Below are 22275 nucleotides of genomic sequence, written 5' to 3'. Positions count from 1 at the left end.
ATGGAAAGTAAGCCCCACTTCAATATTTAGAGAAAACTAAGAGAGTTAGATGATGAAAGTTTCACTTTATATGCTGGATGGATGCATATTTTTATCTCTTATTTTGGAATAATACATAGAGAGCATACGAAGGAGTTGAGAGCATGTCACATAAGAAGAAAGAGCAAGAGCGTAGTTGGAAAGCACGAAAAGAAAATCAAAAACCGCATGGGAAAGTAAAGACTTTTGCTGAACTTGTTGATGAAACAGAAAAAACGTGATGAAATCTTCATCACGTTTTTTGTATGAGCGGAAAGGTTAATAGGAAGGTTGTTCCAATATCTTTTTCACTTGTAATATCAATTTTTCCATCCATTGCTTTGATGACGCTAAATACGACCATCATTCCAAGGCCAGTTCCTTTCTCTTTTGTAGAATAGAATGGAGAGCCAAGGCGCTTTCTTTGTTCAGTGTTCATACCGATTCCATTGTCTTTTATATACAATTGAATATGCTTATGGTCGGGAACTAGTGTGAGAATCAGATTGCCCCCTTTAGGCATGGCTTCAATACAGTTTTTTAGAATATTTAACAAACATTGATTAAATTTTTGCTTTTCACCAGTAATAAAAAAAGAGCTACTTTGTTTTATGTAATGTATGCGAACATTTGATAAATTAGCTAATGGCGTAATAAGAGATAGTGCGTGAAGTAATTCATCTTCTAGTTGTAACACTTGTTCTTTTTCAATACTTGGTTTTGCAAATGTTAAATAATCTGTGAGAACGTGATTTGCTTGTTCAATCCCATGTATAGCTATTTCTGTGTATAATTTTCGATCTTTTTCAGAGCATTCGTCAGATTGTAGAAGTTGTAAAAACCCTTTTGTTGAAGTTAAAGGATTACGAATTTCATGGGAAATAGAAGCAGCCATTTCTCCAATAAGATGAAATTTTTCCGCGTTAATAAGTTCTTCGTGTAAACGAACTTGCAATTGAAGTATGTTCAATAAATAAAGAATAAGAATTGTACCGATTATTGTGCAAAGTTGATACGCAATAATGTAAGAAAGATAGTCTTCAGAATTAGACACTTTGATAAGGAAAACAGGAACCCAAACGAGTCCGTATGTAAGACTATATAAAATGGCAAGTATAAGTTTTATATGATTTGACCCTTTGTTGAAAAATTTGTATGTAGAAAGTAAAACAATATATAAGAGAATCGAGCCAATGGCGGATGGAATGATTCCTATTCCTCCTAATAAGAAACGGTATACGTTTAATACAACTAAAATAGACCCACCGGCAATTGGTCCTCCTGTTAATGTGCCAACAATTAATACAATATGACGCATATCAAATTGAAATCCAGTATTCGTTTTGGCTGCAAAAAAAATGCAAAGTATTGTGGTAATACTACAAAGTAATATAAATATAGTTGAATTTAGCTTAGGTGAATGCTTGCCTTTTTGATTCCAAAATAGGTGATACACTAGCATTATAACGAGAATCAATAATATGTTTAAAAAGAGGTGAATGATAAAGAGCTTCAGTTGTATGCCCCCTTGCTATTCTCACATGTATAGTATTAATTAAGTATAATCATACTATTAAAATACAAGAAAATAAATCTGAATTTCGTTAAAAAAAAGAAAAATCAGAAGTTTCCCCGAGAGAGATACAGTATGGTACAATATGTGTTGTCAATGAAAGAAGAAATTCCATGTATAACATGGGAGAGGTTCGCGAACTCCCTCTATAAAAAACTATGGAAACAACAATATCCTTAGGTATTGTTTTGTTTTTTTATTGTGACAGTTCAAGAACGTTCTTTCTTCTTATTCGTATTAGAGAAGGAGAATGAGTGAGATGAAAAAAGAAAAAGCAGTTGTCGTTTTTAGTGGTGGCCAGGATAGTACAACATGTTTATTTTGGGCGATGCAGCAGTTTGCAGAAGTAGAAGCTGTGACGTTTAATTATAATCAACGTCATAAGCTAGAAATTGACTGTGCAGCTGATATTGCGAAAGAATTAGGAATTAAACATACAGTACTTGATATGAGCTTATTAAATCAACTTGCCCCAAATGCGCTAACGAGAACGGATATGGAGATTACACATGAAGATGGTAAATTGCCATCAACATTTGTAGAGGGACGAAATTTACTGTTCTTATCATTTGCAGCTGTGCTAGCAAAGCAAGTTGGAGCACGTCATATTGTAACAGGCGTATGTGAAACAGACTTTAGCGGTTATCCTGATTGCCGTGATGTATTTGTGAAATCGTTAAACGTTACTTTAAATCTATCTATGGATTATCCATTTGTTATTCATACACCACTTATGTGGATCGATAAAGCAGAAACATGGAAATTGTCAGATGAACTTGGTGCATTTGAGTTTGTTAGAGAAAAAACATTAACATGTTATAACGGAATAATCGGTGATGGCTGCGGTGAATGTCCAGCTTGTAAACTTCGTAAAGCAGGTTTAGATACGTATTTACAAGAACGCGAAGGAGCGAATGCATAATGGAACAGAATTTTTTTGGATTTCGCATTGTAGAAAACTTACAAAAAATGGACAAGGACATTCAACGTGAACAACTGAAATATCATAATAAACGAGTGATGGTAAGCAAGGAATTTACATTTGATGCAGCGCATCATTTGCACTGTTATGAAGGGAAATGTAAAAATTTACACGGTCACACATACAAAGTTGTTTTTGGTATTAGTGGATATGTAAATGAGATTGGACTTGCCATTGACTTTGGAGATATAAAAGAAATTTGGAAAAATGAAATAGAAATTTATCTGGATCATCGTTATTTAAATGAAACATTACCAGCGATGAATACGACGGCTGAAAATATGGTCGTTTGGATTTATGAAAAGATGGAAGAAGCACTTACAAAAGAAAATCGTGCTAATGAATATAAGGGAGCACGTGTTGAATTTGTTCGCCTATTTGAAACACCAACAAGTTATGCGGAAGTAAGACGGGAGTGGATGATCGGTGAGTAAAATCCCCGTCTTAGAAATCTTCGGTCCAACCATTCAAGGTGAAGGAATGGTTGTTGGGCAAAAGACGATGTTCATTCGTACAGCAGGTTGTGATTATAGTTGCGCATGGTGCGATTCATCCTTTACATGGGATGGATCGGCGAAAGAACAAATTCGGCAAATGACTCCAGAAGAAATTTGGAGTGAACTTGTTGACATTGGTGGAGAGAATTTTTCACATGTAACAATTTCAGGTGGGAACCCAGTATTATTAAAACATTTAGATGATTTTCTATCTTTACTACAAGAAAAGAAAATTCGTACCGCTATTGAAACGCAAGGGAGCAAGTGGCAGGATTGGTTGCTTCGTATTGATGAAATAACTATCTCACCGAAGCCACCAAGCTCACAGATGAAAACAGATTTTCTCATATTAGATTCTGTTATTGAAAGATTAGCAGGAAAAGATTTTAGTTTAAAAGTTGTCGTGTTTGATGATCACGATTTTGAATATGCGGTAAAGGTGCATGAGCGTTATCCACACGTACCATTTTTCTTACAAGTTGGAAATGATGATACGAAAACAGTAGATGATGCATTGCTTATTAAGAATTTATTACAAAAATATGAATGGCTCATTGAAAAAGCGGTTCATAGCAAAGAGATGAATGACGCAAAAGTATTACCTCAGCTTCACGCGTTAGTATGGGGAAACAAACGAGGTGTATAAAGAAGTGTTTCTTATTATATGGGGTTGCCTCCAGTAGGAAGCAGTTTTTACCAATCGAATTGAAGGGATGTATACAGAATGGCAGGAAGATTAGACGAAGATTTAAAAGATGTAACGTTACTTGGAAATCAAAATACAAAATATTTATTTGAATATAGTCCAGAAATTTTAGAGACATTTGATAATAATCATCCAAACCGTGATTATTTTGTGAAATTCAACTGTCCTGAATTTACAAGCTTATGTCCAAAAACAGGACAACCAGATTTTGCAACGATTTATATTAGTTATATTCCAGAACAAAAAATGGTGGAGAGTAAATCATTAAAATTATATTTATTTAGTTTCCGTAACCATGGAGATTTTCATGAAGATTGTATGAATGTTATTATGAATGACTTAATCAAATTAATGGACCCGCGTTACATTGAAGTGTGGGGGAAATTTACACCACGTGGTGGAATCTCAATTGATCCATATTGTAACTATGGTCGCCCTGGTACAAAATATGAAAAAATGGCAGAATATCGTATGATGAATCACGATTTATATCCTGAAACTGTGGATAATCGTTAATGAAAAAAGGATCTGTATGTATCATACAGACCCTTTTTTTCTATTATATTATGCATGTTGATTAATAACTGTATAGTTTTTGTGATTTACAACTGTAAGAGGTTCCATATCTAGTTCTCTAAAATTCTCCATGATTGTTATATCGACAATAACGGAGTTTTTATTTACTTTTTGAACACGACCTTGCATTCCACCTTTAAATTCGATAATATCTCCAGTTTCTGCGATTTTCATAAGCAACTCTCCTTGTTACAGTTTTGCCAAAAAAGAACAAGTTTGTTCTTTTTTATTTCCCTTTATTTTGAACTATATTCCCCTGTTTGTAAATGTTTCCATGATAAAATTTCAAAAAATAGTCATTTTTCGTAAGATATGTATAAAGTATTTTTCTATTTTTGGAGAGGGAACGGGAGAAAGAAGTGCTTATATCAGTATATAGGGGTATAATAAATTAGGGGCGGTAAAAATGGTATTTAAAATTGTCGGAAGTTTTATTATGATTCTTTTATTCTTATTTTCATATAAGCAATTAAAAATAATTCGTAGCCATGAAACAGGTGCATATTTTGATGGATTAGATGGTATACATGCTTCTATTACTCATGAGAGTGGTGCGGATATGTAAGGAAGTATGCCTTTCTCTTTCTCCGTGGTATGATGACAATAAGAAACAGTGCATAATAAATATAGGTGATGAGCGGTGAATGGAGAGTGGAGAAGATGCGAATTTCTTTTATTCGTCACGGTCGCTTGAACAATGTTACAGAATCAATGACAGTAGTATCGTTTCGTGAATGGATGGAACGATACGATTTAGACGGTATGGAAAAAAGTACGGATATACCGATTAAAACGGTTGAAGCAATTGAATCTGCAAAGCTTATTGTAACGAGTGATCAAAAACGCGCGGTACAGTCAGCAGCAGAATTAACGAATTCTCTTTCCTTTATACAAAGTTCTCTTTTTCGAGAGGCTGAAGTGCCATCTAGCTTCTTTGTTCCGAAATGGGTGAAATGCAAACTAGAAGTATGGACATTTATAGGACGTGCATTATGGATAGTTGGATATTCTAAAGGTGTTGAGTCCTATCATGAAGCACAAGGAAGAGCGAAGCAAGCAGCTGATACATTAGTCGGGTATGCGCTCGTACATGGGCATATTGTGCTCATAGGGCATAGTTATTTTAATACGATGATTGGGACTGAACTTCGTGCTAGGGGATGGTCTGGTCCTCCCATTTTTCATAGGAAACCGTGGAGTTGTACAGCATATACATTTCATGAAGCGATGAATGGAAATATATTGAACACCAATTTAACATAAAAGCACACGATTACAATAAAGAATCGTGTGCTTTTCTTTAAGAAACGAAAGCTTTTTTATATAGTGGTTTCACTAAATGAGCATATGGCTCTCCAACAAGCATAACGGTTTTATCTTCTTGGTAACCAAGTTTTTTATATAAAGAGAAAGCTCGCTTATTTTCTAAATTTACAAGTAATGCAATTTTCTCATAGCCTTTTTCATAGGCATCATTTTCTGCTGCTTGAATTAATTTTGAGCCAATACCTTGTCCGCCATATGCACTTGAAACGGATAAGGTATCAATATAATATTCATCGAGCTCAGCTTCTTTTTCTAGCGTAATAGATGAATCTTGATGTATTTTTCGTAAGTGTTTTACAATTGGCGTATCTAATTGTTTTGCATGGCTGCCATGATAGGCTACGATGATTCCAACTGCTTGTCCATCCTGTTCTTCAACGAAACAGTTCTCATAGCTAAGTCGATTTTCTCTTTTTGAAAACCAAGTTTCAAGCCCTGTTAGTACTTCTGTCTCTACCCTCGCACCTGTGATTTTTTCAGCAATTTCATGCAGAGCGTTATACAATAAAGGAGCTATTGCCTTCGCATCTGTCTTTTTTGCTTTCCGAATCATATTATCCCTCCTAGTTGTTATTCTTATTGTAACATAAAATAAAGTTTCAACCAGTGATTCACCAATTTCTTAAATTTTATAGGATAAGCTTAAATGTTGAATGGATTTCGCATGTGGAACCGCTATGGTAGTATACGATATTTGCTTTGAATGTAAGAAATTTAACATTGTCGACTTGCAGAAGATAGGATAAAATATTGCAGAGAGGTGAAATACATGGATAAACAATTAGCAAATACGATTTTAGATCAACTGAAACATGGAGAGATAGAAGAGTATATTGTAACTAAGGATGTATTTTATACGTTTCGTGAGGTTGTAGTAAATCGAGAAGATTTTAAACATTTCAGTGGGAATGCACAGCGCGGCGGGAAAATTATTTATACATATACGGAAACACCGCGTTCTTAATAGAAGGAGAAGGAGAGGAGAATTATGGGAGAATTTAAACAAGGTATTTTACCGCACTGGGATTACATGTGGAAAGATGGCACAGGAAAACGATTTGTAGGAATGGTTATGTTTCCCGAGAAACGAAAACGTACAAAAGAAGTTATAGAAAAATTGAAAGTAGCATATGAGCAAGAAACCAAAATTCGAGCAACTGTGAAATTTCAGCATATGAATCAATATGTAGAGGGAATGGTTGTATATTTTGATGAAGAAGCACCAGTGTTTACCATGCAAGATAGAGATGAAAATTTTCATCATTTATTTATAAAGGATATTTTACGTATTGAACATTGCGAATGATTGATGCTTTGTGTACAGTTTTTTGAAATTCTTATCACACTAACGAATAAATTGGTGTGCCATAATAAATTTCCTTTTCATTATAGTGATATTTTTTATTGTGTAACAAAAAAGAAAGTATATGTATTCGATATAATAAATGTTTCATCCACAAGGGGAGAATTCCTCGCTTGTGTGATTTAAATAATGTGTAACCGGTTTCGAACAGATTACAATTTAAAGTCTGTTCTTTTTTGTGTGATGCTGGAGAAATAAGTTTCTCCAGCATTTATCGTTTTTTTACAAAAAATATTGGTAACATTTTTGTGAAAATGGTTAAATTCGTTGACAACTTTTTTGAAAAGCACTTTATTGACATGAGTTTTAGAATGTTGTTTCATAGTCTTTGTATTGAAAAAAAACGACATGCTATGTCGAAAAGTAAAAGTTAAAAAAAGAAAGAATTTATACATATATCTTGTGTCTTGTTTTGAAACGTAATACAATATATAGGGAAATCATGAAACGACATCTAGATATTAAAGAAAGAAGGGGAGGGTCGGAAATGTTGGTTGCATATGATTCTATGACAGGAAACGTGAAGCGTTTCATCCACAAATTAAATATGCCGGCCGTTCAAATTAATGAGAATCTAGTATTAGACGAAGATTTTGTTCTTATTACGTATACAACAGGTTTTGGAAATGTGCCGGAACGTGTTTTAGAATTTTTAGAGCGCAATAATGCAAATTTAAAAGGCGTATCTGCAAGTGGCAATCGCAACTGGGGAGATATGTTCGGAGCAAGTGCAGATAAAATCTCAACCAGATACGAAGTACCTATTGTATCAAAATTCGAGTTATCTGGAACAAATAAAGATGTAGAATATTTTAAAGAAAGGGTGCGGGAGATTGCGACACATTGAACTGAATAATGAAATCACGCAAATGCAAGACGGTTTCTATCAGCTTCATAAGGATAAAGAAGCATTAGAAGTCTTTATGGAAGAAGCGAGAGCGAATACCGTTCATTTTGAGAGCGTGGCAGAGCGAATTGAGTACATGAATGAACATGACTACTATTACAACGTTCTGGACGAGTATAAGTTGGAGGAAGTAGAGGAAGTATATAACGTTGCATACGGTGAAAACTTCGAGTTCCAATCTTATATGGCGGCATCTAAGTTTTATAAGGATTATGCGTTAAAAACAAATGATCAAAAACAATACTTAGAAAGCTACGAAGATCGTGTAGCAATTGTGTCACTATACTTAGGACGCGGCGATGTTAACAAAGCAAAACAATTTGCAAGCATGATTGTAAAACAAAACTACCAACCAGCGACACCAACCTTTTTGAATGCGGGAAGAAGCAGAAGAGGAGAAATGGTGTCTTGTTTCTTGTTAGAGATGGATGATAGCTTAAATTCGATTGGATTTAATATTAATACGGCGATGCAGTTATCGAAAATTGGCGGAGGAGTAGCTTTAAACTTGTCCAAACTACGCGCACGCGGTGAGCAAATTAAAGGCATTGATAACGCTGCAAGCGGTGTTGTACCAGTTATGAAATTGCTTGAAGATTCGTTTTCATATGCGAATCAGTTGGGTTAACTTATGGCTCAACTATAAAACCGGGTCAATTGCTGGAACGCCTGAGTATATCGAGGCAGGATACTACGAAGAAATTACGTAGCGCCCCCTAAAAATCCAAGATTGCAGGAAATCAGCAGCCGAGCTCCTAAGTCTATTAGATAGGGAGAAGGTCCAACGACCAAGTGGCTATGTAGGTGACTATATAGCTCGAACCTGGCTTCTCAAACCAAGGTTGTAGGTGAGAAGAAGATATGGTCTGAACTCTATAGCGATATAGAGAGGATAGCAGAAATGACTATCCCCCATACGTTTTAAAGGTATGGAGTAACAATATGCAAAGAAAAGGTGCCGGAGCAGTATATTTAAACATTTTCCATTGGGATATTATAGAATTCCTCGATACAAAAAAAATAAATGCCGACGAGAAGAGCCGTATTCAGTCTCTATCAATCGGTATTATCGTTCCAACTAAGTTCTTTGAGCTTGCAGAGAAAAACGAACCATTCCATGTTTTCGCACCATATACAGTATATAAAGAGTACGGAAAACATTTAGATGATATAGATATTGATGAAATGTACGATGAACTAATGAACAATCCAAAAGTGAAGAAGAAGCCACTTGATATTAGTGCACGTGATATGCTCATTAAAATTGCAATGATTCAGCTTGAGTCTGGTTATCCATACTTAATGTTTAAATCAAATGCAAATAAGCAACATCCATTAAAAGATATTGGAACTGTGAAGATGTCGAACTTGTGTTAACTATGTAGCACCTTCTAGTAGAAATGCTAGTCGAAAACTCCGTTAAACGGGGAAAGCCTCGATGAGAGGTAACCTACCGTGCTAAATCTTATCTTAGAATGAATCATATACGATTCAGAAGGTATCTTATTATTTTGTATAGTGCATAAATTACAGAACAACATAAAATAATAAGAGACTTTCTGAAAGATTAAGATAAGTAAAAGCCTAACGACTATCCCAGATGGGAGTAGGACGCAAGCAATTGGCGTTCGAAAAGCGGAGCACCTAATCAGGTTATGCTGTAGGTGATGATATAGTCTGTCCTGTATGGTGACATACAGCAGTTGCTTGAGCAACGGGCTGAGAGTAGCGACCTCAGTTGAACATTAGAGACCGAAATCTTCCAGTTACAAGAAACATCCGAAATTAACGACTATGGTACAGATGATATTATCCGTCGTGATATTAACTGTAACTTAGGATCATTAAACATTGTAAACGTAATGGAGAATAAAGAAATTCGTGAAGCGGTTCATGCAGGAATGGAAGCTTTAACAGCTGTTTCTGATATGACTGTTATTCCCAACGCACCAACTGTGAAAAAAGCAAATGACGAGCTTCATTCAGTTGGACTTGGTGCAATGAACTTACATGGGTATTTAGCAAAAAATAAAATTGCTTATGAAAGTGCAGAAGCGAAGGAATTTGTTCGCACATTCTTTATGATGTTAAACTATTACTCGATTGAAAAGAGTATGGGTATTGCGAAAGAAAAAGGCGAAACATTTAAAGACTTCGATAAGTCGGATTATGCAAACGGCACATACTTTGAAAAGTATGAGACAACAGATTACAGTCCGATAACTGAGAAAGTACAGCAGTTATTTGAAGGAATCTATATTCCAACAAAAGAAGATTGGACAAGTCTAAAAGAAGAAGTGCAGAAGAATGGTTTATATAATTCATATAGATTAGCCATCGCTCCGACACAATCAATCAGTTACGTGCAAAATGCCACTTCAAGTGTAATGCCGATCGTAAGTCAAATCGAGTCAAGAACGTATGCAAATGCGACAACATATTATCCAATGCCATATTTATCAAAAGATACATTCTGGTATTATAAATCTTCTTATGATATGAATCAGTTTAAACTAATTGATTTAATCGCAGAAATTCAAGAGCATATTGACCAAGGAATTAGTACAATTCTGTATGTAAATAGTGATATTTCTACGCGTGAATTAGCACGGTATTATATTTATGCACATAAAAAAGGTTTGAAGAGCCTGTATTATACAAGAACGCGTAAATTAAGTGTGGAAGAATGTGTAGCTTGTACAGTTTGATGCAAACTATAATTGATTAATATACAAAATAAAGAGCAAGACATCATGAGCAGGGTTTTTCTGACCCTGCTCATGCTTAGTTATAAAATTTAAGACGTCTAACATGCGGTTAAGTTTTCATTATCAACTGAAAGCTTTACCGCATGTTAGAAGAGCTTATTGATAGAGAAGGGGCGATTCAATGCGCGCGGTAAACTGGAACAAAAAAGAAGACGATTTTAGTTTAATGTTTTGGAAGCAAAACATCGCTCAATTTTGGACAGAAGAAGAAATCGCAGTATCTTCTGACAAAAATACTTGGGCGCAATTATCAAAAGAAGAGCAAATTGCTTATAAGCGTGTATTAGGTGGTTTAACACTTCTAGATACAAAACAGGGCGGCGAAGGGATGCCACTTGTACTTGTTCATCTTGAGAATTTACAAGCGAAAAGTGTACTAGCTTTCATGGGAGCGATGGAAGAAGTCCATGCGAAGAGTTATAGTCATATCTTTACGACACTTGCAACAGAAGAAGAAATTGATGAGATCTTCGAATGGGTAGATAGTCATCCATTACTTGAGAAAAAAGCAGGCGTTATTACAGGTTACTATCGCCGCTTATTAAAGCCACAAGTAACGAAAAAAGAATTATATATGGCTATGGTAGCGAGTGTATTCTTAGAAAGTTACTTGTTTTATAGTGGATTTTTCTATCCGCTATATTTAGCAGGACAAGGAAAGTTGACTGCAAGTGGTGAAATTATTAACTTAATAATTCGCGACGAAAGCATTCACGGCGTATTCGTCGGTATTTTAGCACAACAAATCTTTGCAGAACTTTCTGCAGAAGAGCAACAAGAAGTACAAAAAGAAACACAAGAACTATTAATGGAACTGTATGAAATTGAAATGGCATACACAGAAGAAATTTATACATCCATTGGTCTTGTTGAAGATGTAAACCGCTTTGTTCGTTACAATGCGAATAAAGGGCTTATGAATTTAGGATTAGAACCACGCTTTGAAGAGGAAGAAATTAACCCAATTGTATTAAACGGTTTACGTACAGATACGAAAAACCATGATTTCTTCTCTGTAAAAGGAAACGGGTATGTAAAAGCAACAAATGTTGAAAAATTATCAGATGATGATTTCGTGTTTGATTTTTAATAAATAAGATTGAAAAAAACTGTCTTTCATGTAAAGGCAGTTTTTTTTGTGTGTGAATAGTTTACATAATGTTATTATTTCTTGATAAGTTTTTCTTCCTTGATCTATTAAAGTTAGTAGTATGAGAAGTTGAATAAGTTATGTCGAAATGAATAGAAAATGAAAGGAACGATTAGAAAAATAATCCCACCTATCGTTTCGTTGGAGCGTGAATAAATAGGGCTATTTAATAAATTTTTTCATTCAAGAAATTTTGGCTCAAAAATTGCATGAATATTTAAAAAACAAAAAAGAGGGAGATCTTATAATGCATGATAAAACTTTTGTAGTTCATTGAAAGCGTTTTCTGTACAATTATCAAACTTTACATGGAAATTAGATAGAGAAAGTAGGAGGAATGATAGGTGGGAAAAGTAGTTGGTTTAAAACGTTCGTTAGGGCTTTGGTCAATTGTCATGTTAGGGGTCGGCTATATGACACCAATGGTAGGTTTTGATACATTTGGAATCGTTTCTGAAAAAACGGGCGGGCATGTTCCAGGAGCTTATCTTATTGCATTAGTGGGAATGTTATTTACAGCTGCAAGCTACGGCAAAATGGTAAAGGTTTTTCCTACTGCAGGATCTGCTTATACGTATACACAAAAAACAATTAGTGCGAGGCTTGGATTTCTTGTTGGATGGTCAGCGTTATTGGATTATTTGTTTTTACCGATGGTGAACGCGTTATTAACGAGAATTTATATGTCGGCACTTTTTCCAAGTGTTCCAGATTGGATATGGGTTGTTGGTTTTATTCTAATGATTACACTTATAAATATTATTAGTGTAAATGTTGCTGCCAACTTCAACACGTTCTTAGTAACATTTCAAGTACTAGTAATGACTGTGTTTGTTTTTCTCGTTATAAAAGGCTTGTTAGCGGGAGAGGGAACAGGAGAAGTTTTTTCCATTCAGCCGTTTTTCCAATCAGATATACAAATATCACCGTTAGTTGCAGGAGCTACCATTCTTTGTTTTTCATTTTTAGGTTTTGATGCAGTAACTACATTTGCAGAAGAAACACCAAACGCAAAGAAGACGATTCCTCGAGCGATTTTTCTTACCGCTTTAATTGGCGGAATTCTATTCATTGTTACAACGTACTTTACACAATCCTTTTTCCCTGATGTATCTGTATTTAAAGACAAGGAATCAGCGGCTCCAGAAATTGCGTTATACGTCGGAGGGAAATTATTTCAAGCTTTCTTCTTAGTAGGAACATTGATGGGGACAATTGCGTCTGGATTAGCCTCTCATACAAGTGTGTCGCGATTATTGTATGTAATGGGGCGAGATAATGTAATCCCGCAGAAAATATTTGGATACATTCATCCTCGTTTACAAACGCCGGTCTATAATATTATTTTTGTTGGAATTATCGCGCTTTCCGCTATGTTTATCGATTTAGAAACAGCAGCATCTCTTATTAACTTTGGAGCGCTTATAGCATTTACATTTGTTAATTTATCGGTCATTTCTTACTATGTGATTAAGCAAAAACGATATAAAACAGTAAAAGACTTTTTTAATTTTTTAGTGATGCCTATCTTAGGGGCGGGGACAGTCGCTGTACTTTGGTTCAACCTCAATATTCACTCACTTATTCTTGGACTTAGCTGGGCTGTTATTGGAATCGGTTATCTTCTATATATTACGAACATGTTTCGTTCAGCTCCCCCGCAAATGCATTTTGAAGAAGTGCAGGAAATGTAAAATAAAAAACATCGGGATGTCCGATGTTTTTTATTTTGGAAACTTTAAAATCATGCAAGTTTGCATAAATCATTCAACGATTCATAAGGAAGGGAAGAAAAAATATAAATGAGAAGGCTAAAACGATAGGGTTAACATGATTTTATCACTTGGCATGATTATTGCTTTCTAGTACTAGTAAAAATAAATAAATGAGGTGTTATCGTGGCAGTTCAATCAGAAAAAGAAGATGTAACACAATCTATTCAAGGAAAAGTTGAGGTAGAAAATCCGTTAGAGGAATTTCAGGCTATATTAAAAGAAGCACTCCAGGCTTTGCGTTATCCAGAGGAAGTATTCGATTTTCTTAAAAAGCCGATGCGTTTTTTAGAAGTAAGTATTCCTGTTCGAATGGATGATGGAAGAACAAAAGTATTTCAGGGGTATCGTGCTCAGCATAATGATGCAGCAGGACCAACAAAAGGCGGTATTCGGTTTCATCCAGATGTTACAGCAGAGGAAGTAAAGGCGCTGGCTGGTTGGATGAGTTTGAAATGTGGAGTGACGGGACTTCCATATGGAGGTGCAAAGGGCGGGATTATTTGTAATCCGCAGGAGATGAGTTTTAGAGAACTAGAATTACTTAGCCGTGGTTATGTAAGAGCGGTAAGCCAAATTGTTGGACCTACTAAAGATATTCCAGCACCTGATATGTATACAAATGCGCAAATTATGGCTTGGATGCTGGATGAATATGATCATATTAGGGAATTTGACACTCCAGGTTTTATTACTGGAAAGCCATTAATGCTAGGAGGATCACAAGGTCGGGAAACAGCTACGTCTAAAGGAGTGTTTTATACGCTTCAATTGGTCAGTGAGCTAAAACATATTCCACTTCAAAATATGCGAGTAATCATTCAAGGGTTTGGTAATGTTGGAAGCTATTTAGCAAAATATTTATATGATATTGGTGTGAAAGTAGTAGGAGTATCGGATGCTTTAGGTGGCATTTATAATCCAGACGGTTTAGATGTTCCGTATTTACTAGAAAAGCGAGATTCTTTTGGCGTTGTATCGAACCTCTTTAATAAAACAATCTCTAACCAAGAATTGTTAGAAAAGGAATGTGATGTACTCATTCCAGCAGCAATTGGAGGAGTGATTACGAAACATAACGCAGAAAGGCTTGGGTGTAAGATTGTCATTGAGGCTGCAAATGGTCCGACAACAAAAGAGGCGATAACAATGTTAGAAGAGAAAGATATTTTAGTTGTTCCAGATATTTTAGCGAATTCTGGAGGAGTTATTGTTTCTTATTTTGAGTGGTGCCAAAATAATCAAGGATATTATTGGACAGAGCAATATGTTGACCAATGCTTAAAAGAGAAAATTACATCTAGTTTTTCTAATGTATTCAATACGTCAAAACGTTTTGGAGTAAATATGAAAATTGCCGCTTATATAGAAGGGGTTCGTAAGATTGTAGAAGCGTCGCGCCTTCGAGGATGGTTGCATTTTTAGTATAAAGGGAGGGAACATATGAAGCTGGATATTTTACTAGAACAAATTGAAAAACAATCAATTGGCTATTACTGTATTGTATCAAATCATCATCGATATGATATAGCAGTTACGTATTCACAGCAGTTTTTTGGAAAAGCAATGGTTACCTCTATTCAAAATGGAAGAATGATTCTATTAAGTCAAGAGGATATTGCAGAGGAACAATACTGGGCACCTAAGCTAGGGATTGAAGTAGAGGATATAGAGGAATTTCAGAGCTTTTTTCATATGATCCTTCAGTCACAAATGTTAGCAGAACAATATTAATAGAAAAAAAGAAAGGAATGATGCATTTTGTATTATGAGATTGTTACAAGTCCATGCTATGGAACGGTTGAAAAAGTATCTATTAATAAGGACTCTCGAATTTATGAATGGGAACCACTATTCGCTATTAAAAATATGAATGGCAAGGTGGAGGTAATTAAAATGGGGTGTAGTGGAGAAGTACAGTCTTTGGAAGTGGAAGCAGGAGATAGAGTAATTCCGGGGATGGTACTAGCTTATGTTCAAGAAGATATTCCAATTAGTGGTAGCGATTGATTTTAGGGGAAGATGGAACTATTCATCTTCCTTTTTTTATTAAACTAAGTAAAAAATGTATATTGTCAGATTAATTAAAAAAATTCGTTTTTAATGATACAATACAAGTTAAGCAATTTAAAGGAGGAGTAGCAGAATGTTTTCCATTGCTCATAACAAAATTAGACCTATTGTTTCTCTGCCTATCGATCAATCTGAAAAGGAATGGAATATAGATGTTGAAAATATGAAAGAATCTTTTCTGTTTTTAAAAAGAGAAGACCAGTTAGTTGCATATGTCCATGTTAAGGAGCTGCTATCAAGAAGTGAATGCTTAACCACTAAAACGTTAATTTCAAATGCTGTTTCACTAGACACAATCTGTCATCTTAGCAAAAATATTTCCTTAACAGCTCTCTTTCAAATTATTGGGGCACCCATTGCCATAGTGAAAAATGAAATAGGAGAGTTAACGGGGTACATAAGAAGAGAGGATGTTTTTGCAGAACTATTTAAACAAGAAAATAAAAGTGTCGATATACTGAAAATCATTTTAACGTCTATTCCAATGGGGATTTTTGTAGTAGACCGTGAAAAGAAAATTGTAAATTGTAATGAATCTGGTTTAAAGATGATTAAATCTACTCCTGAAAAAGTACTGAATGTATCAGCAGAACAGATTTTTAATGGGGAACATATTAACAATGTATTTGCAACAGGAAAAACGATTTTAAATCAATTGCAAATCACAAATGAGATGGGAGTATTAGTTGACTACAGTCCGATTCCTAACTTTGACCAAAAAATTGAAGGAATGGTTATTATTGTGCAAGATTTACCGATGGTTGAGGATATGGCTATGGAAATTGAATATATAAAGGATTTAAATAAAGATTTACATGCAATTCTATCTAGCATTTATGATGAAATATTAGTTGTTAATCATAAAGGGGAATTAATTCGTTATAGTGAAACCGTTATCAATGATTTTTGGGGAGGAAATTTGAAGGATCTTTTAGGCAAAAACCTTTTAGATTTAGAGAAAAAAGGGTTATTTAGTCCATCTGTTACACGACTAGTGCTAGAACAAAAGAAAAAAGTATCGATTGTACAAGAGACAAAAAACGGTAGAAAGATATTAGCAGTTGGAAATCCTGTGTTTAATGAAGGTGGAGAACTTCATCGCATTATTATTGCATCAAGGGATATTACAGAGGCAACAAGGTTAAAGACGGAATTGCATGAGATAAAAAAGATCTCTGAACAATATAAGAAAGAGCTGGACAGCTTTAAAAATAAAGATCGCTTTCTTAAGAAATTGATTTATTGTAGTCCGAAAATGGAGCAAATTATTAATCAAGCAAAAAAAATAGCTGATTTTTCTTCAAATGTTCTTATTTCAGGAGAATCCGGTGTTGGAAAGGAAGTTATTGCACAAGCCATTCATCAACTTGGAAGCAGATCTTCAAAGCCGTTTTTAAAATTAAACTGCGGTGCGATTCCAGAGACATTGTTAGAAAGTGAACTATTCGGCTATACGAAGGGTGCTTTTACTGGGGCTGATAAAAATGGAAAAGAAGGATATTTTAAGCGAGCAGATCAAGGGATTTTATTTTTGGATGAGATTGGAGAAATGCCTTTACATCTGCAAGTGAAATTACTTAGGGTGTTGCAAGAACAAGAGGTAATTCCAATTGGAAGTACGATACCTACGAAAATAAACGTTCAAATTATTGCTGCCACGAATAAACGTCTTGAAAAAATGGTGGAAGCTGGCACGTTCCGGGAAGATTTATTTTATCGCTTAAATGTAATTCCCTTGCAAGTTCCCCCGCTTAGAGAACGGATGGAAGATGTTCCAATACTTGCGTTTCATTTCTTACAGCAGTTAAACGAAAAATATAATAAAAATTATCATTTAACTCCGGATGCACTTAATTTACTAGAGTTTTATTCGTGGCCAGGAAATGTAAGAGAATTACAGAATATGATTGAACGTTTAGTGGTATCAGCAGATGATTCAGTCATTGATGCTGAATTTGTTAGTAAATTTCTAACTCCTGGATATGATTTTAAGAAATCAAAGCCGGTGATTACAAGAGTTTTACCATTACAAGAAGCATTGCATTCTGTAGAAGAACAATTAATCTTGCTTGCGATGAAGCAGTATAAAACAACAACGAAGGCAGCGAAGGCTCTAGGGATAAGTCAGTCTTCTGTTAGCCGTAAATATCAAAAAATCGTGAATGAAAAGGAAGTGGCGGTTGATACAATTTCGTATTTTTAAAGGAAAAAAGGAGGAGTCTACATTGGACTTCTCCCTTTTTTTATTATGTTGTTGTAATTATGCGAAATATCATAACCTATGCAAAAATGCATAAGCCTTTACGTTTTATTTGAGGAAATAGTCAGTTTTTGTATGATTACTTCGCATTTTAAATATTGGCACAATTATTGCTTATATAATATATGAACGATCGACAAAGGGGGAGTATATACAGTGCTAGATTTAAAAATGTATCTAAACGGTGAATGGAGAGATTCTAGTAATCAAGAGAAAAGACCGATTATTAACCCTGCGAATGGCAAGGTTATCGCATATGCACCTGAAGGAACGATCAAGGATGCGAAATACGCGATTGAAGTGGCGAGAGCAACTTTTGATAGCGGAATTTGGTCAGAAACTTCCGCAGCGGAAAGAGCATCTTATTTATTTAAAATAGCAGATGAAATTGATAAAAATTTGGAAGAACTTGCGCGTCTTGAAACAATGGATAATGGAAAAACGTATCGAGAGGCAGAAGGAGATATTGGAGATGCAGCAGCTTGTTTCCGCTATTATGCGGGGATGATTACAAAGCCAGATGGACAAACGTATCATGTAGCTGATCCGATGCAAGCCATGGTTGTGAGAGAGCCAGTTGGTGTTTGTGGTTTAATTGTTCCTTGGAATTATCCGTTATTAATGAGTGTCTGGAAAATTGCACCTGCTTTAGCAGCTGGAAACACGATTGTGTTTAAACCTTCTGAAGTGACACCAATCACTGCAACAAAACTATTCGAAATAATTGAAAAAGTAGAGTTGCCAAAAGGTGTTGCGAATATGGTAATGGGCGCTGGACCAACAGTAGGAAATGAGATTGCTGCAAGCGGTAAAATAGATATGATTTCTTTCACAGGTGGAACGAAAACCGGAAAACATATTATGAGAACAGCAGCAGATAATATGAAAAAGATTTCGCTAGAACTTGGCGGGAAATCTCCAAATATTATTTTTGCAGATGCAGATTTTGAAACGGCTGTTGATTATGCATTGTTTGGTATTTATGCAGGCAGTGGACAAGTATGTTCAGCGGGATCAAGAATCCTTGTACAAGAAAGCGTTTACGATAGATTTGTTAATAGTTTTGTAGAACGAGCAAAACAAATTAATGTTGGACCTGGTGATAATCCAGAATCAGAGATGGGACCACTTGTAAGTCAAGAGCATATGGAAAAAGTATTACGCTATATCGAAATTGGGAAAGACGAAGGAGCAGACATTGCTTGCGGAGGAAAGCGTATTACTACGGATGGGAAAGCTGATGGTTTCTTTATTGAACCAACGGTCTTTGTCAATGTAAAACCAGATATGCGTATAGTGCAGGAAGAAATTTTTGGTCCTGTTGCAGTGATTCAAAAGTTTAAAAATGAACAGGAAGCAATTGAGCTAGCAAATGGTACAGATTACGGCTTAGCTGGAGGGGTATTTACAGTTGATGGTGCAAAAGCGATGCGTGTAATCCGCAAGCTTCGCGCAGGAATTACGTGGATTAATAGTTATCATCCAACATATAACGAGGCACCTTGGGGTGGATATAAACAAAGTGGTATTGGCCGTAGTTTAGGAACATTTGGATTAGAAGAATTCCAAGAAATTAAGCAGATAAATATAAATTTAGAAGTAGAACCAATTGGTTGGTTTGCAAATAAAAAGACTGTAGAGGTGAAATAGATGGGAACGAATGTGAAAAGTAAATTTAATGAGCAGGATGTAAAAGATTCAAATGTAAATGAGTATATTACGAAAGTACTACAATTAATTGAAAAAGAGAAGGTCTCTGAAGAAGAGGCGAACTGGATCCAAAAAGAAACAGTAGATGGATTTAGAGAACACGTAAATCCTGGTTTTCTTGCATATAGAAAAACAGTAACAAAAGATGGACAATTTGCAGCGGTAGAATGGTCTGATGAAGGATCTTGCTTCATGGACATCAATGGTAAAAAATATATTGATTGTTTAGGTGGTTTCGGTATTTATAACGTTGGTCACCGTAATCCGAAAGTAGTAAAAGCTGTTACAGATCAGTTAAAACGTCAAGCTTTGCATAGTCAAGACTTATTAGACCCGCTTCGTGCGATTCTTGCAAAAATTTTAGCTGATATTACACCTGGTGACTTGAAATATGCTTTCTTTACAAATAGTGGGACGGAAAGTGTAGAGGCGGCATTAAAACTAGCAAAAATGTACAGTGAACGAACAACTTTTATTTCAACCACACGCGCTTTCCACGGAAAGAGTCTGGGTTCATTATCTGGAACAGCAAAAGGCATGTTCCGTAAACCATTCTTACCATTAATTCCAGGTTTCCGTCACGTTCCATTTGGTGATATTGATATGATGAGAAAAACATTTGAAACGTGTGCATTAGTAGGAGAAGATGTTGCAGCTGTTATTTTAGAGCCGATTCAAGGCGAGGGTGGTATTATTTTACCTCCAGAAAACTACTTGAAACAAGTAAGAGAACTCTGTGATGAATTCGGATCATTACTTATTTTTGATGAAGTACAAACTGGAATGGGACGCACAGGGAAAATGTTTGCTGCAGAATTATATGATGTTGTGCCGGATATTATTTGTCTTGCGAAGGCGTTTGGTGGAGGCGTAATGCCAGCAGGTGCAATTGTGGCGAAAGAAAAAGTATTCAAAAGCTGGTTCGATAATCCATTCATGCATACAACAACGTTTGGCGGAAATCCACTTGCATGTGCTGCTGCAATTGCAACAATCCATGTGTTATTGGAAGAAAAATTACCAGAACGAGCTGCGGAAGTTGGGGAGTATTTCTTAAACGGATTGAAAAAAGCAGCAGAAGGACATGAAGACAAAGTTTTTGAAATTCGTGGCCAAGGTTTAATGATCGGGATTGAGTTTCATAAAGATGAGATTGGATATGAAGTATCGAAAGCAATGTTTGATCAAGGCATTCTTGTTGCGGGAACACTAATTAACTCGAAAACCATTCGTATTGAACCGTCTCTTACAATTAGTTATGAAGAGGTAGATACGGTAATCAATGCATTTAAGTCAGTGTTAGCGCAAGTAAAAGCACAATAACGTATAAATACAAACCAGTAAAACTACCATGTTGCCGTTCTTTCTCATTGGTTTTACTGGTTTTTACTATAGGAGGACAAGGAGTGAAAGGAGCACTACAAGGGATTACAATTATTGATTTATCTCGGGTTCTTGCTGGTCCTTTTTGTACGATGATTCTCGGTGATTTAGGGGCCGAAGTGATAAAAGTTGAGAATGTAGGAAATGGCGATGATACAAGAGGATGGGGGCCACCTTTTGTAGGGGGAGAAAGCGCTTATTTTCTTTGTGCAAATCGTAATAAAGAGTCGATAACATTAAATTTAAAATCAGAAATGGGAAAAGGCGTTTTGAAAAAGCTTGTTTCTCATGCGGATATTGTCGTACAAAATTTTAAACCTGGAACACTTGAGAGAATGGGACTTGGTTATGAAGTGTTACAAGAGGTAAAGGAAGATATTATTTTAGCTTCTATTAGTGGTTTCGGACAAAATGGTCCTGCTTCGCATCTTCCAGGTTACGATTATATGATTCAAGCAATGAGCGGGCTTATGAGTATAACGGGAGGAAGGGATGAAGAGCCTGCAAAAGTAGGGGTTGCCATTTCAGATGTACTCACAGGTCTTTTTACGTGCATCGGGATTTTAGCTGCCTTGCACCACCGAAATAGGACGGGAGAAGGACAAGAAATTGATATTTCTTTATTTGATTCACAATTAGCGGCATTAGTAAATGTAGCAAGTAATTATTTGTGTACAGGTGAATTACCAGAGAGACTTGGGAATCAGCATCCGAATATTGTCCCGTATCAAGTGTTTAGCGCGGAGGATGGGGATCTTGTTGTTGCGGTTGGGAATGATGAACAGTTTCATAAGTTTTGTTTATTACTTGGTAGACAAGAGTTATCCAGTCTAGAACGTTATAAAACCAATGCAGCTCGCCTTCAATATAAAGATGAACTTGTAAATATAATTGCAAAAGAAATGAAGAAGAAAAAGAAAGAGGAATGGAAACAACTTTTGGATAAATCGGGAATTCCAAATGGACCAATTCTCAATGTGAAAGAAGCGCTAGAAGCAGAGCAGGCAGTGGCGAGAGATATGACAATTCATATGGAACACCCGACAATCGAAAACCTTAAACTTGTGGGTTCACCATTAAAGCTTTCAAAGACACCGGTTCAGATGCAGAAACATCCGCCACTCTACGGGGAACATACAGAGAAGATTTTGAAGAAATTAGGATATTCTCAGGAAGTCATTATGAAAATGACAGAAAATCAATGGGTATGA

Annotated in this window: 23 protein-coding genes, 2 pseudogenes and 1 riboswitch; of the genes and pseudogenes, 22 read left to right on the top strand and 3 right to left on the bottom strand. The window is 35.6% G+C overall.

The window, feature by feature from the left end:
* Positions 1-143 precede the first annotated feature (143 nt).
* A complete protein-coding gene (locus AAIE21_RS08150) occupies positions 144-260 on the top strand; it encodes a DUF6254 family protein (protein WP_000018497.1) in 117 nt (38 codons plus the stop codon).
* Between the two features lie 11 nt (positions 261-271).
* Here the strand turns inward: AAIE21_RS08150 and AAIE21_RS08145 are convergent, their stop codons facing one another.
* On the bottom strand, positions 272-1480 hold the full coding sequence (locus AAIE21_RS08145) for an ATP-binding protein (protein WP_343266289.1): 1209 nt from the start codon (positions 1478-1480) through the stop codon (positions 272-274).
* Between the two features lie 233 nt (positions 1481-1713).
* A riboswitch (PreQ1 riboswitch) is annotated at positions 1714-1757 on the top strand.
* Positions 1758-1850: 93 nt separating this feature from the next.
* On the opposite strand from AAIE21_RS08145, the gene queC reads away from it, so the two are divergent.
* The 4 genes from queC to queF all read left to right on the top strand — a co-directional run bounded on the left by queC (position 1851) and on the right by queF (position 4292).
* Positions 1851-2513 carry a 7-cyano-7-deazaguanine synthase QueC gene (queC, locus tag AAIE21_RS08140; RefSeq protein ID WP_343266288.1) on the top strand — a complete coding sequence of 221 codons (663 nt, stop codon included), beginning with the start codon at positions 1851-1853 and terminating at the stop codon, positions 2511-2513.
* Entirely contained in the window at positions 2513-3007 is a 495-nt protein-coding gene (queD, locus tag AAIE21_RS08135) for a 6-carboxytetrahydropterin synthase QueD (RefSeq protein WP_343266287.1), read from the top strand. Before queC ends, queD begins: the two co-directional genes overlap by 1 nt.
* Positions 3000-3716: a 7-carboxy-7-deazaguanine synthase QueE gene (queE, locus tag AAIE21_RS08130; protein ID WP_343266286.1), complete on the top strand. Its 717-nt coding sequence runs from the start codon at positions 3000-3002 to the stop codon at positions 3714-3716. Before queD ends, queE begins: the two co-directional genes overlap by 8 nt.
* Positions 3717-3794: 78 nt before the next feature.
* On the top strand, positions 3795-4292 hold the full coding sequence (gene queF / locus AAIE21_RS08125) for a preQ(1) synthase (RefSeq protein ID WP_097895342.1): 498 nt from the start codon (positions 3795-3797) through the stop codon (positions 4290-4292).
* 48 nt (positions 4293-4340) lie between these two features.
* On the opposite strand, the gene AAIE21_RS08120 is transcribed toward queF, so the two are convergent.
* A complete protein-coding gene (locus AAIE21_RS08120; RefSeq protein WP_000683952.1) occupies positions 4341-4526 on the bottom strand; it encodes a YkvS family protein in 186 nt (61 codons plus the stop codon).
* A 232-nt stretch (positions 4527-4758) separates the two neighbouring features.
* On the opposite strand from AAIE21_RS08120, the gene AAIE21_RS08115 reads away from it, so the two are divergent.
* Positions 4759-4917: a hypothetical protein gene (locus tag AAIE21_RS08115; RefSeq protein WP_343266285.1), complete on the top strand. Its 159-nt coding sequence runs from the start codon at positions 4759-4761 to the stop codon at positions 4915-4917.
* Positions 4918-5012: 95 nt separating this feature from the next.
* On the top strand, positions 5013-5615 hold the full coding sequence (locus AAIE21_RS08110; RefSeq protein WP_343266284.1) for a histidine phosphatase family protein: 603 nt from the start codon (positions 5013-5015) through the stop codon (positions 5613-5615).
* 37 nt (positions 5616-5652) lie between these two features.
* Here AAIE21_RS08110 and AAIE21_RS08105 read toward each other — a convergent pair whose 3' ends face one another.
* Complete coding sequence (locus tag AAIE21_RS08105; protein WP_343266283.1) at positions 5653-6231, bottom strand: GNAT family N-acetyltransferase; 579 nt, start codon at positions 6229-6231, stop codon at positions 5653-5655.
* 216 nt (positions 6232-6447) lie between these two features.
* Between AAIE21_RS08105 and AAIE21_RS08100 the strand changes: the two genes are divergently transcribed.
* The 15 genes and pseudogenes from AAIE21_RS08100 to AAIE21_RS08030 all read left to right on the top strand — a co-directional run bounded on the left by AAIE21_RS08100 (position 6448) and on the right by AAIE21_RS08030 (position 22275).
* A complete protein-coding gene (locus AAIE21_RS08100; RefSeq protein WP_343266282.1) occupies positions 6448-6642 on the top strand; it encodes an abortive phage infection protein in 195 nt (64 codons plus the stop codon).
* 24 nt (positions 6643-6666) lie between these two features.
* A complete protein-coding gene (locus AAIE21_RS08095) occupies positions 6667-6984 on the top strand; it encodes a hypothetical protein (RefSeq protein WP_343266281.1) in 318 nt (105 codons plus the stop codon).
* 544 nt (positions 6985-7528) lie between these two features.
* Positions 7529-7888: a class Ib ribonucleoside-diphosphate reductase assembly flavoprotein NrdI gene (nrdI, locus tag AAIE21_RS08090; RefSeq protein ID WP_241816068.1), complete on the top strand. Its 360-nt coding sequence runs from the start codon at positions 7529-7531 to the stop codon at positions 7886-7888.
* A pseudogene (locus AAIE21_RS08085) lies at positions 7875-8573 on the top strand (ribonucleotide reductase N-terminal alpha domain-containing protein); the annotation flags it as partial. The gene nrdI and the pseudogene AAIE21_RS08085, both read left to right, overlap by 14 nt.
* 314 nt (positions 8574-8887) lie before the next feature.
* A pseudogene (locus AAIE21_RS08080) lies at positions 8888-9322 on the top strand (ribonucleotide-diphosphate reductase subunit alpha); the annotation flags it as partial.
* A 383-nt stretch (positions 9323-9705) separates the two neighbouring features.
* The gene (locus AAIE21_RS08075) at positions 9706-10656 is read left to right on the top strand and encodes a ribonucleotide reductase large subunit (RefSeq protein ID WP_343266480.1); all 951 of its coding nucleotides are present in this window, start codon (positions 9706-9708) and stop codon (positions 10654-10656) included.
* A gap of 181 nt (positions 10657-10837) precedes the next feature.
* Positions 10838-11806 carry a class 1b ribonucleoside-diphosphate reductase subunit beta gene (gene nrdF / locus AAIE21_RS08070; protein ID WP_343266280.1) on the top strand — a complete coding sequence of 323 codons (969 nt, stop codon included), beginning with the start codon at positions 10838-10840 and terminating at the stop codon, positions 11804-11806.
* Positions 11807-12210: 404 nt separating this feature from the next.
* Positions 12211-13560 carry an APC family permease gene (locus AAIE21_RS08065; protein WP_343266279.1) on the top strand — a complete coding sequence of 450 codons (1350 nt, stop codon included), beginning with the start codon at positions 12211-12213 and terminating at the stop codon, positions 13558-13560.
* A gap of 204 nt (positions 13561-13764) precedes the next feature.
* Positions 13765-15063 (top strand): Glu/Leu/Phe/Val family dehydrogenase, encoded by a 1299-nt coding sequence (locus AAIE21_RS08060; RefSeq protein ID WP_343266278.1) that lies wholly within the window; start codon positions 13765-13767, stop codon positions 15061-15063.
* 18 nt (positions 15064-15081) lie between these two features.
* Complete coding sequence (locus AAIE21_RS08055) at positions 15082-15372, top strand: SAV0927 family protein (RefSeq protein ID WP_343266277.1); 291 nt, start codon at positions 15082-15084, stop codon at positions 15370-15372.
* A 27-nt stretch (positions 15373-15399) separates the two neighbouring features.
* A complete protein-coding gene (locus AAIE21_RS08050; protein ID WP_343266276.1) occupies positions 15400-15648 on the top strand; it encodes a biotin/lipoyl attachment domain-containing protein in 249 nt (82 codons plus the stop codon).
* A gap of 136 nt (positions 15649-15784) precedes the next feature.
* Positions 15785-17914, top strand: coding sequence for a sigma-54 interaction domain-containing protein (locus AAIE21_RS08045; RefSeq protein ID WP_343266275.1), 2130 nt, complete (start codon positions 15785-15787; stop codon positions 17912-17914).
* A gap of 213 nt (positions 17915-18127) precedes the next feature.
* Positions 18128-19621 carry an aldehyde dehydrogenase family protein gene (locus AAIE21_RS08040; protein WP_343266274.1) on the top strand — a complete coding sequence of 498 codons (1494 nt, stop codon included), beginning with the start codon at positions 18128-18130 and terminating at the stop codon, positions 19619-19621.
* Positions 19622-21004, top strand: coding sequence for a putrescine aminotransferase (locus AAIE21_RS08035; RefSeq protein WP_343266273.1), 1383 nt, complete (start codon positions 19622-19624; stop codon positions 21002-21004).
* An 83-nt stretch (positions 21005-21087) separates the two neighbouring features.
* The gene (locus AAIE21_RS08030; RefSeq protein ID WP_343266272.1) at positions 21088-22275 is read left to right on the top strand and encodes a CaiB/BaiF CoA transferase family protein; all 1188 of its coding nucleotides are present in this window, start codon (positions 21088-21090) and stop codon (positions 22273-22275) included.

This window comes from Paenibacillus sp. 102, assembly GCF_039549175.1.
Taxonomy (GTDB): Bacteria; Bacillota; Bacilli; order Bacillales; family Bacillaceae_G; genus Bacillus_A.
Note: the sequence above shows the minus strand (reverse complement) of the source record. Positions and strands in the feature narration are given on the sequence as shown.

Excerpts from the sequence above, each read along its gene's own strand:
- AAIE21_RS08045 (WP_343266275.1), top strand. The coding sequence starts at position 15,785 with ATGTTTTCCATTGCTCATAACAAAATTAGACCTATTGTTTCTCTGCCT.
- AAIE21_RS08100 (WP_343266282.1), top strand. The coding sequence starts at position 6,448 with ATGGATAAACAATTAGCAAATACGATTTTAGATCAACTGAAACATGGA.
- AAIE21_RS08105 (WP_343266283.1), bottom strand. The coding sequence starts at position 6,231 with ATGATTCGGAAAGCAAAAAAGACAGATGCGAAGGCAATAGCTCCTTTA.
- queF (WP_097895342.1), top strand. The coding sequence starts at position 3,795 with ATGGCAGGAAGATTAGACGAAGATTTAAAAGATGTAACGTTACTTGGA.
- AAIE21_RS08145 (WP_343266289.1), bottom strand. The coding sequence starts at position 1,480 with ATGCTAGTGTATCACCTATTTTGGAATCAAAAAGGCAAGCATTCACCT.
- AAIE21_RS08110 (WP_343266284.1), top strand. The coding sequence starts at position 5,013 with ATGCGAATTTCTTTTATTCGTCACGGTCGCTTGAACAATGTTACAGAA.
- AAIE21_RS08120 (WP_000683952.1), bottom strand. The coding sequence starts at position 4,526 with ATGAAAATCGCAGAAACTGGAGATATTATCGAATTTAAAGGTGGAATG.
- queD (WP_343266287.1), top strand. The coding sequence starts at position 2,513 with ATGGAACAGAATTTTTTTGGATTTCGCATTGTAGAAAACTTACAAAAA.
- nrdI (WP_241816068.1), top strand. The coding sequence starts at position 7,529 with ATGTTGGTTGCATATGATTCTATGACAGGAAACGTGAAGCGTTTCATC.
- AAIE21_RS08150 (WP_000018497.1), top strand. The coding sequence starts at position 144 with ATGTCACATAAGAAGAAAGAGCAAGAGCGTAGTTGGAAAGCACGAAAA.
- AAIE21_RS08095 (WP_343266281.1), top strand. The coding sequence starts at position 6,667 with ATGGGAGAATTTAAACAAGGTATTTTACCGCACTGGGATTACATGTGG.
- AAIE21_RS08115 (WP_343266285.1), top strand. The coding sequence starts at position 4,759 with ATGGTATTTAAAATTGTCGGAAGTTTTATTATGATTCTTTTATTCTTA.
- AAIE21_RS08035 (WP_343266273.1), top strand. The coding sequence starts at position 19,622 with ATGGGAACGAATGTGAAAAGTAAATTTAATGAGCAGGATGTAAAAGAT.
- nrdF (WP_343266280.1), top strand. The coding sequence starts at position 10,838 with ATGCGCGCGGTAAACTGGAACAAAAAAGAAGACGATTTTAGTTTAATG.
- queC (WP_343266288.1), top strand. The coding sequence starts at position 1,851 with ATGAAAAAAGAAAAAGCAGTTGTCGTTTTTAGTGGTGGCCAGGATAGT.
- AAIE21_RS08055 (WP_343266277.1), top strand. The coding sequence starts at position 15,082 with ATGAAGCTGGATATTTTACTAGAACAAATTGAAAAACAATCAATTGGC.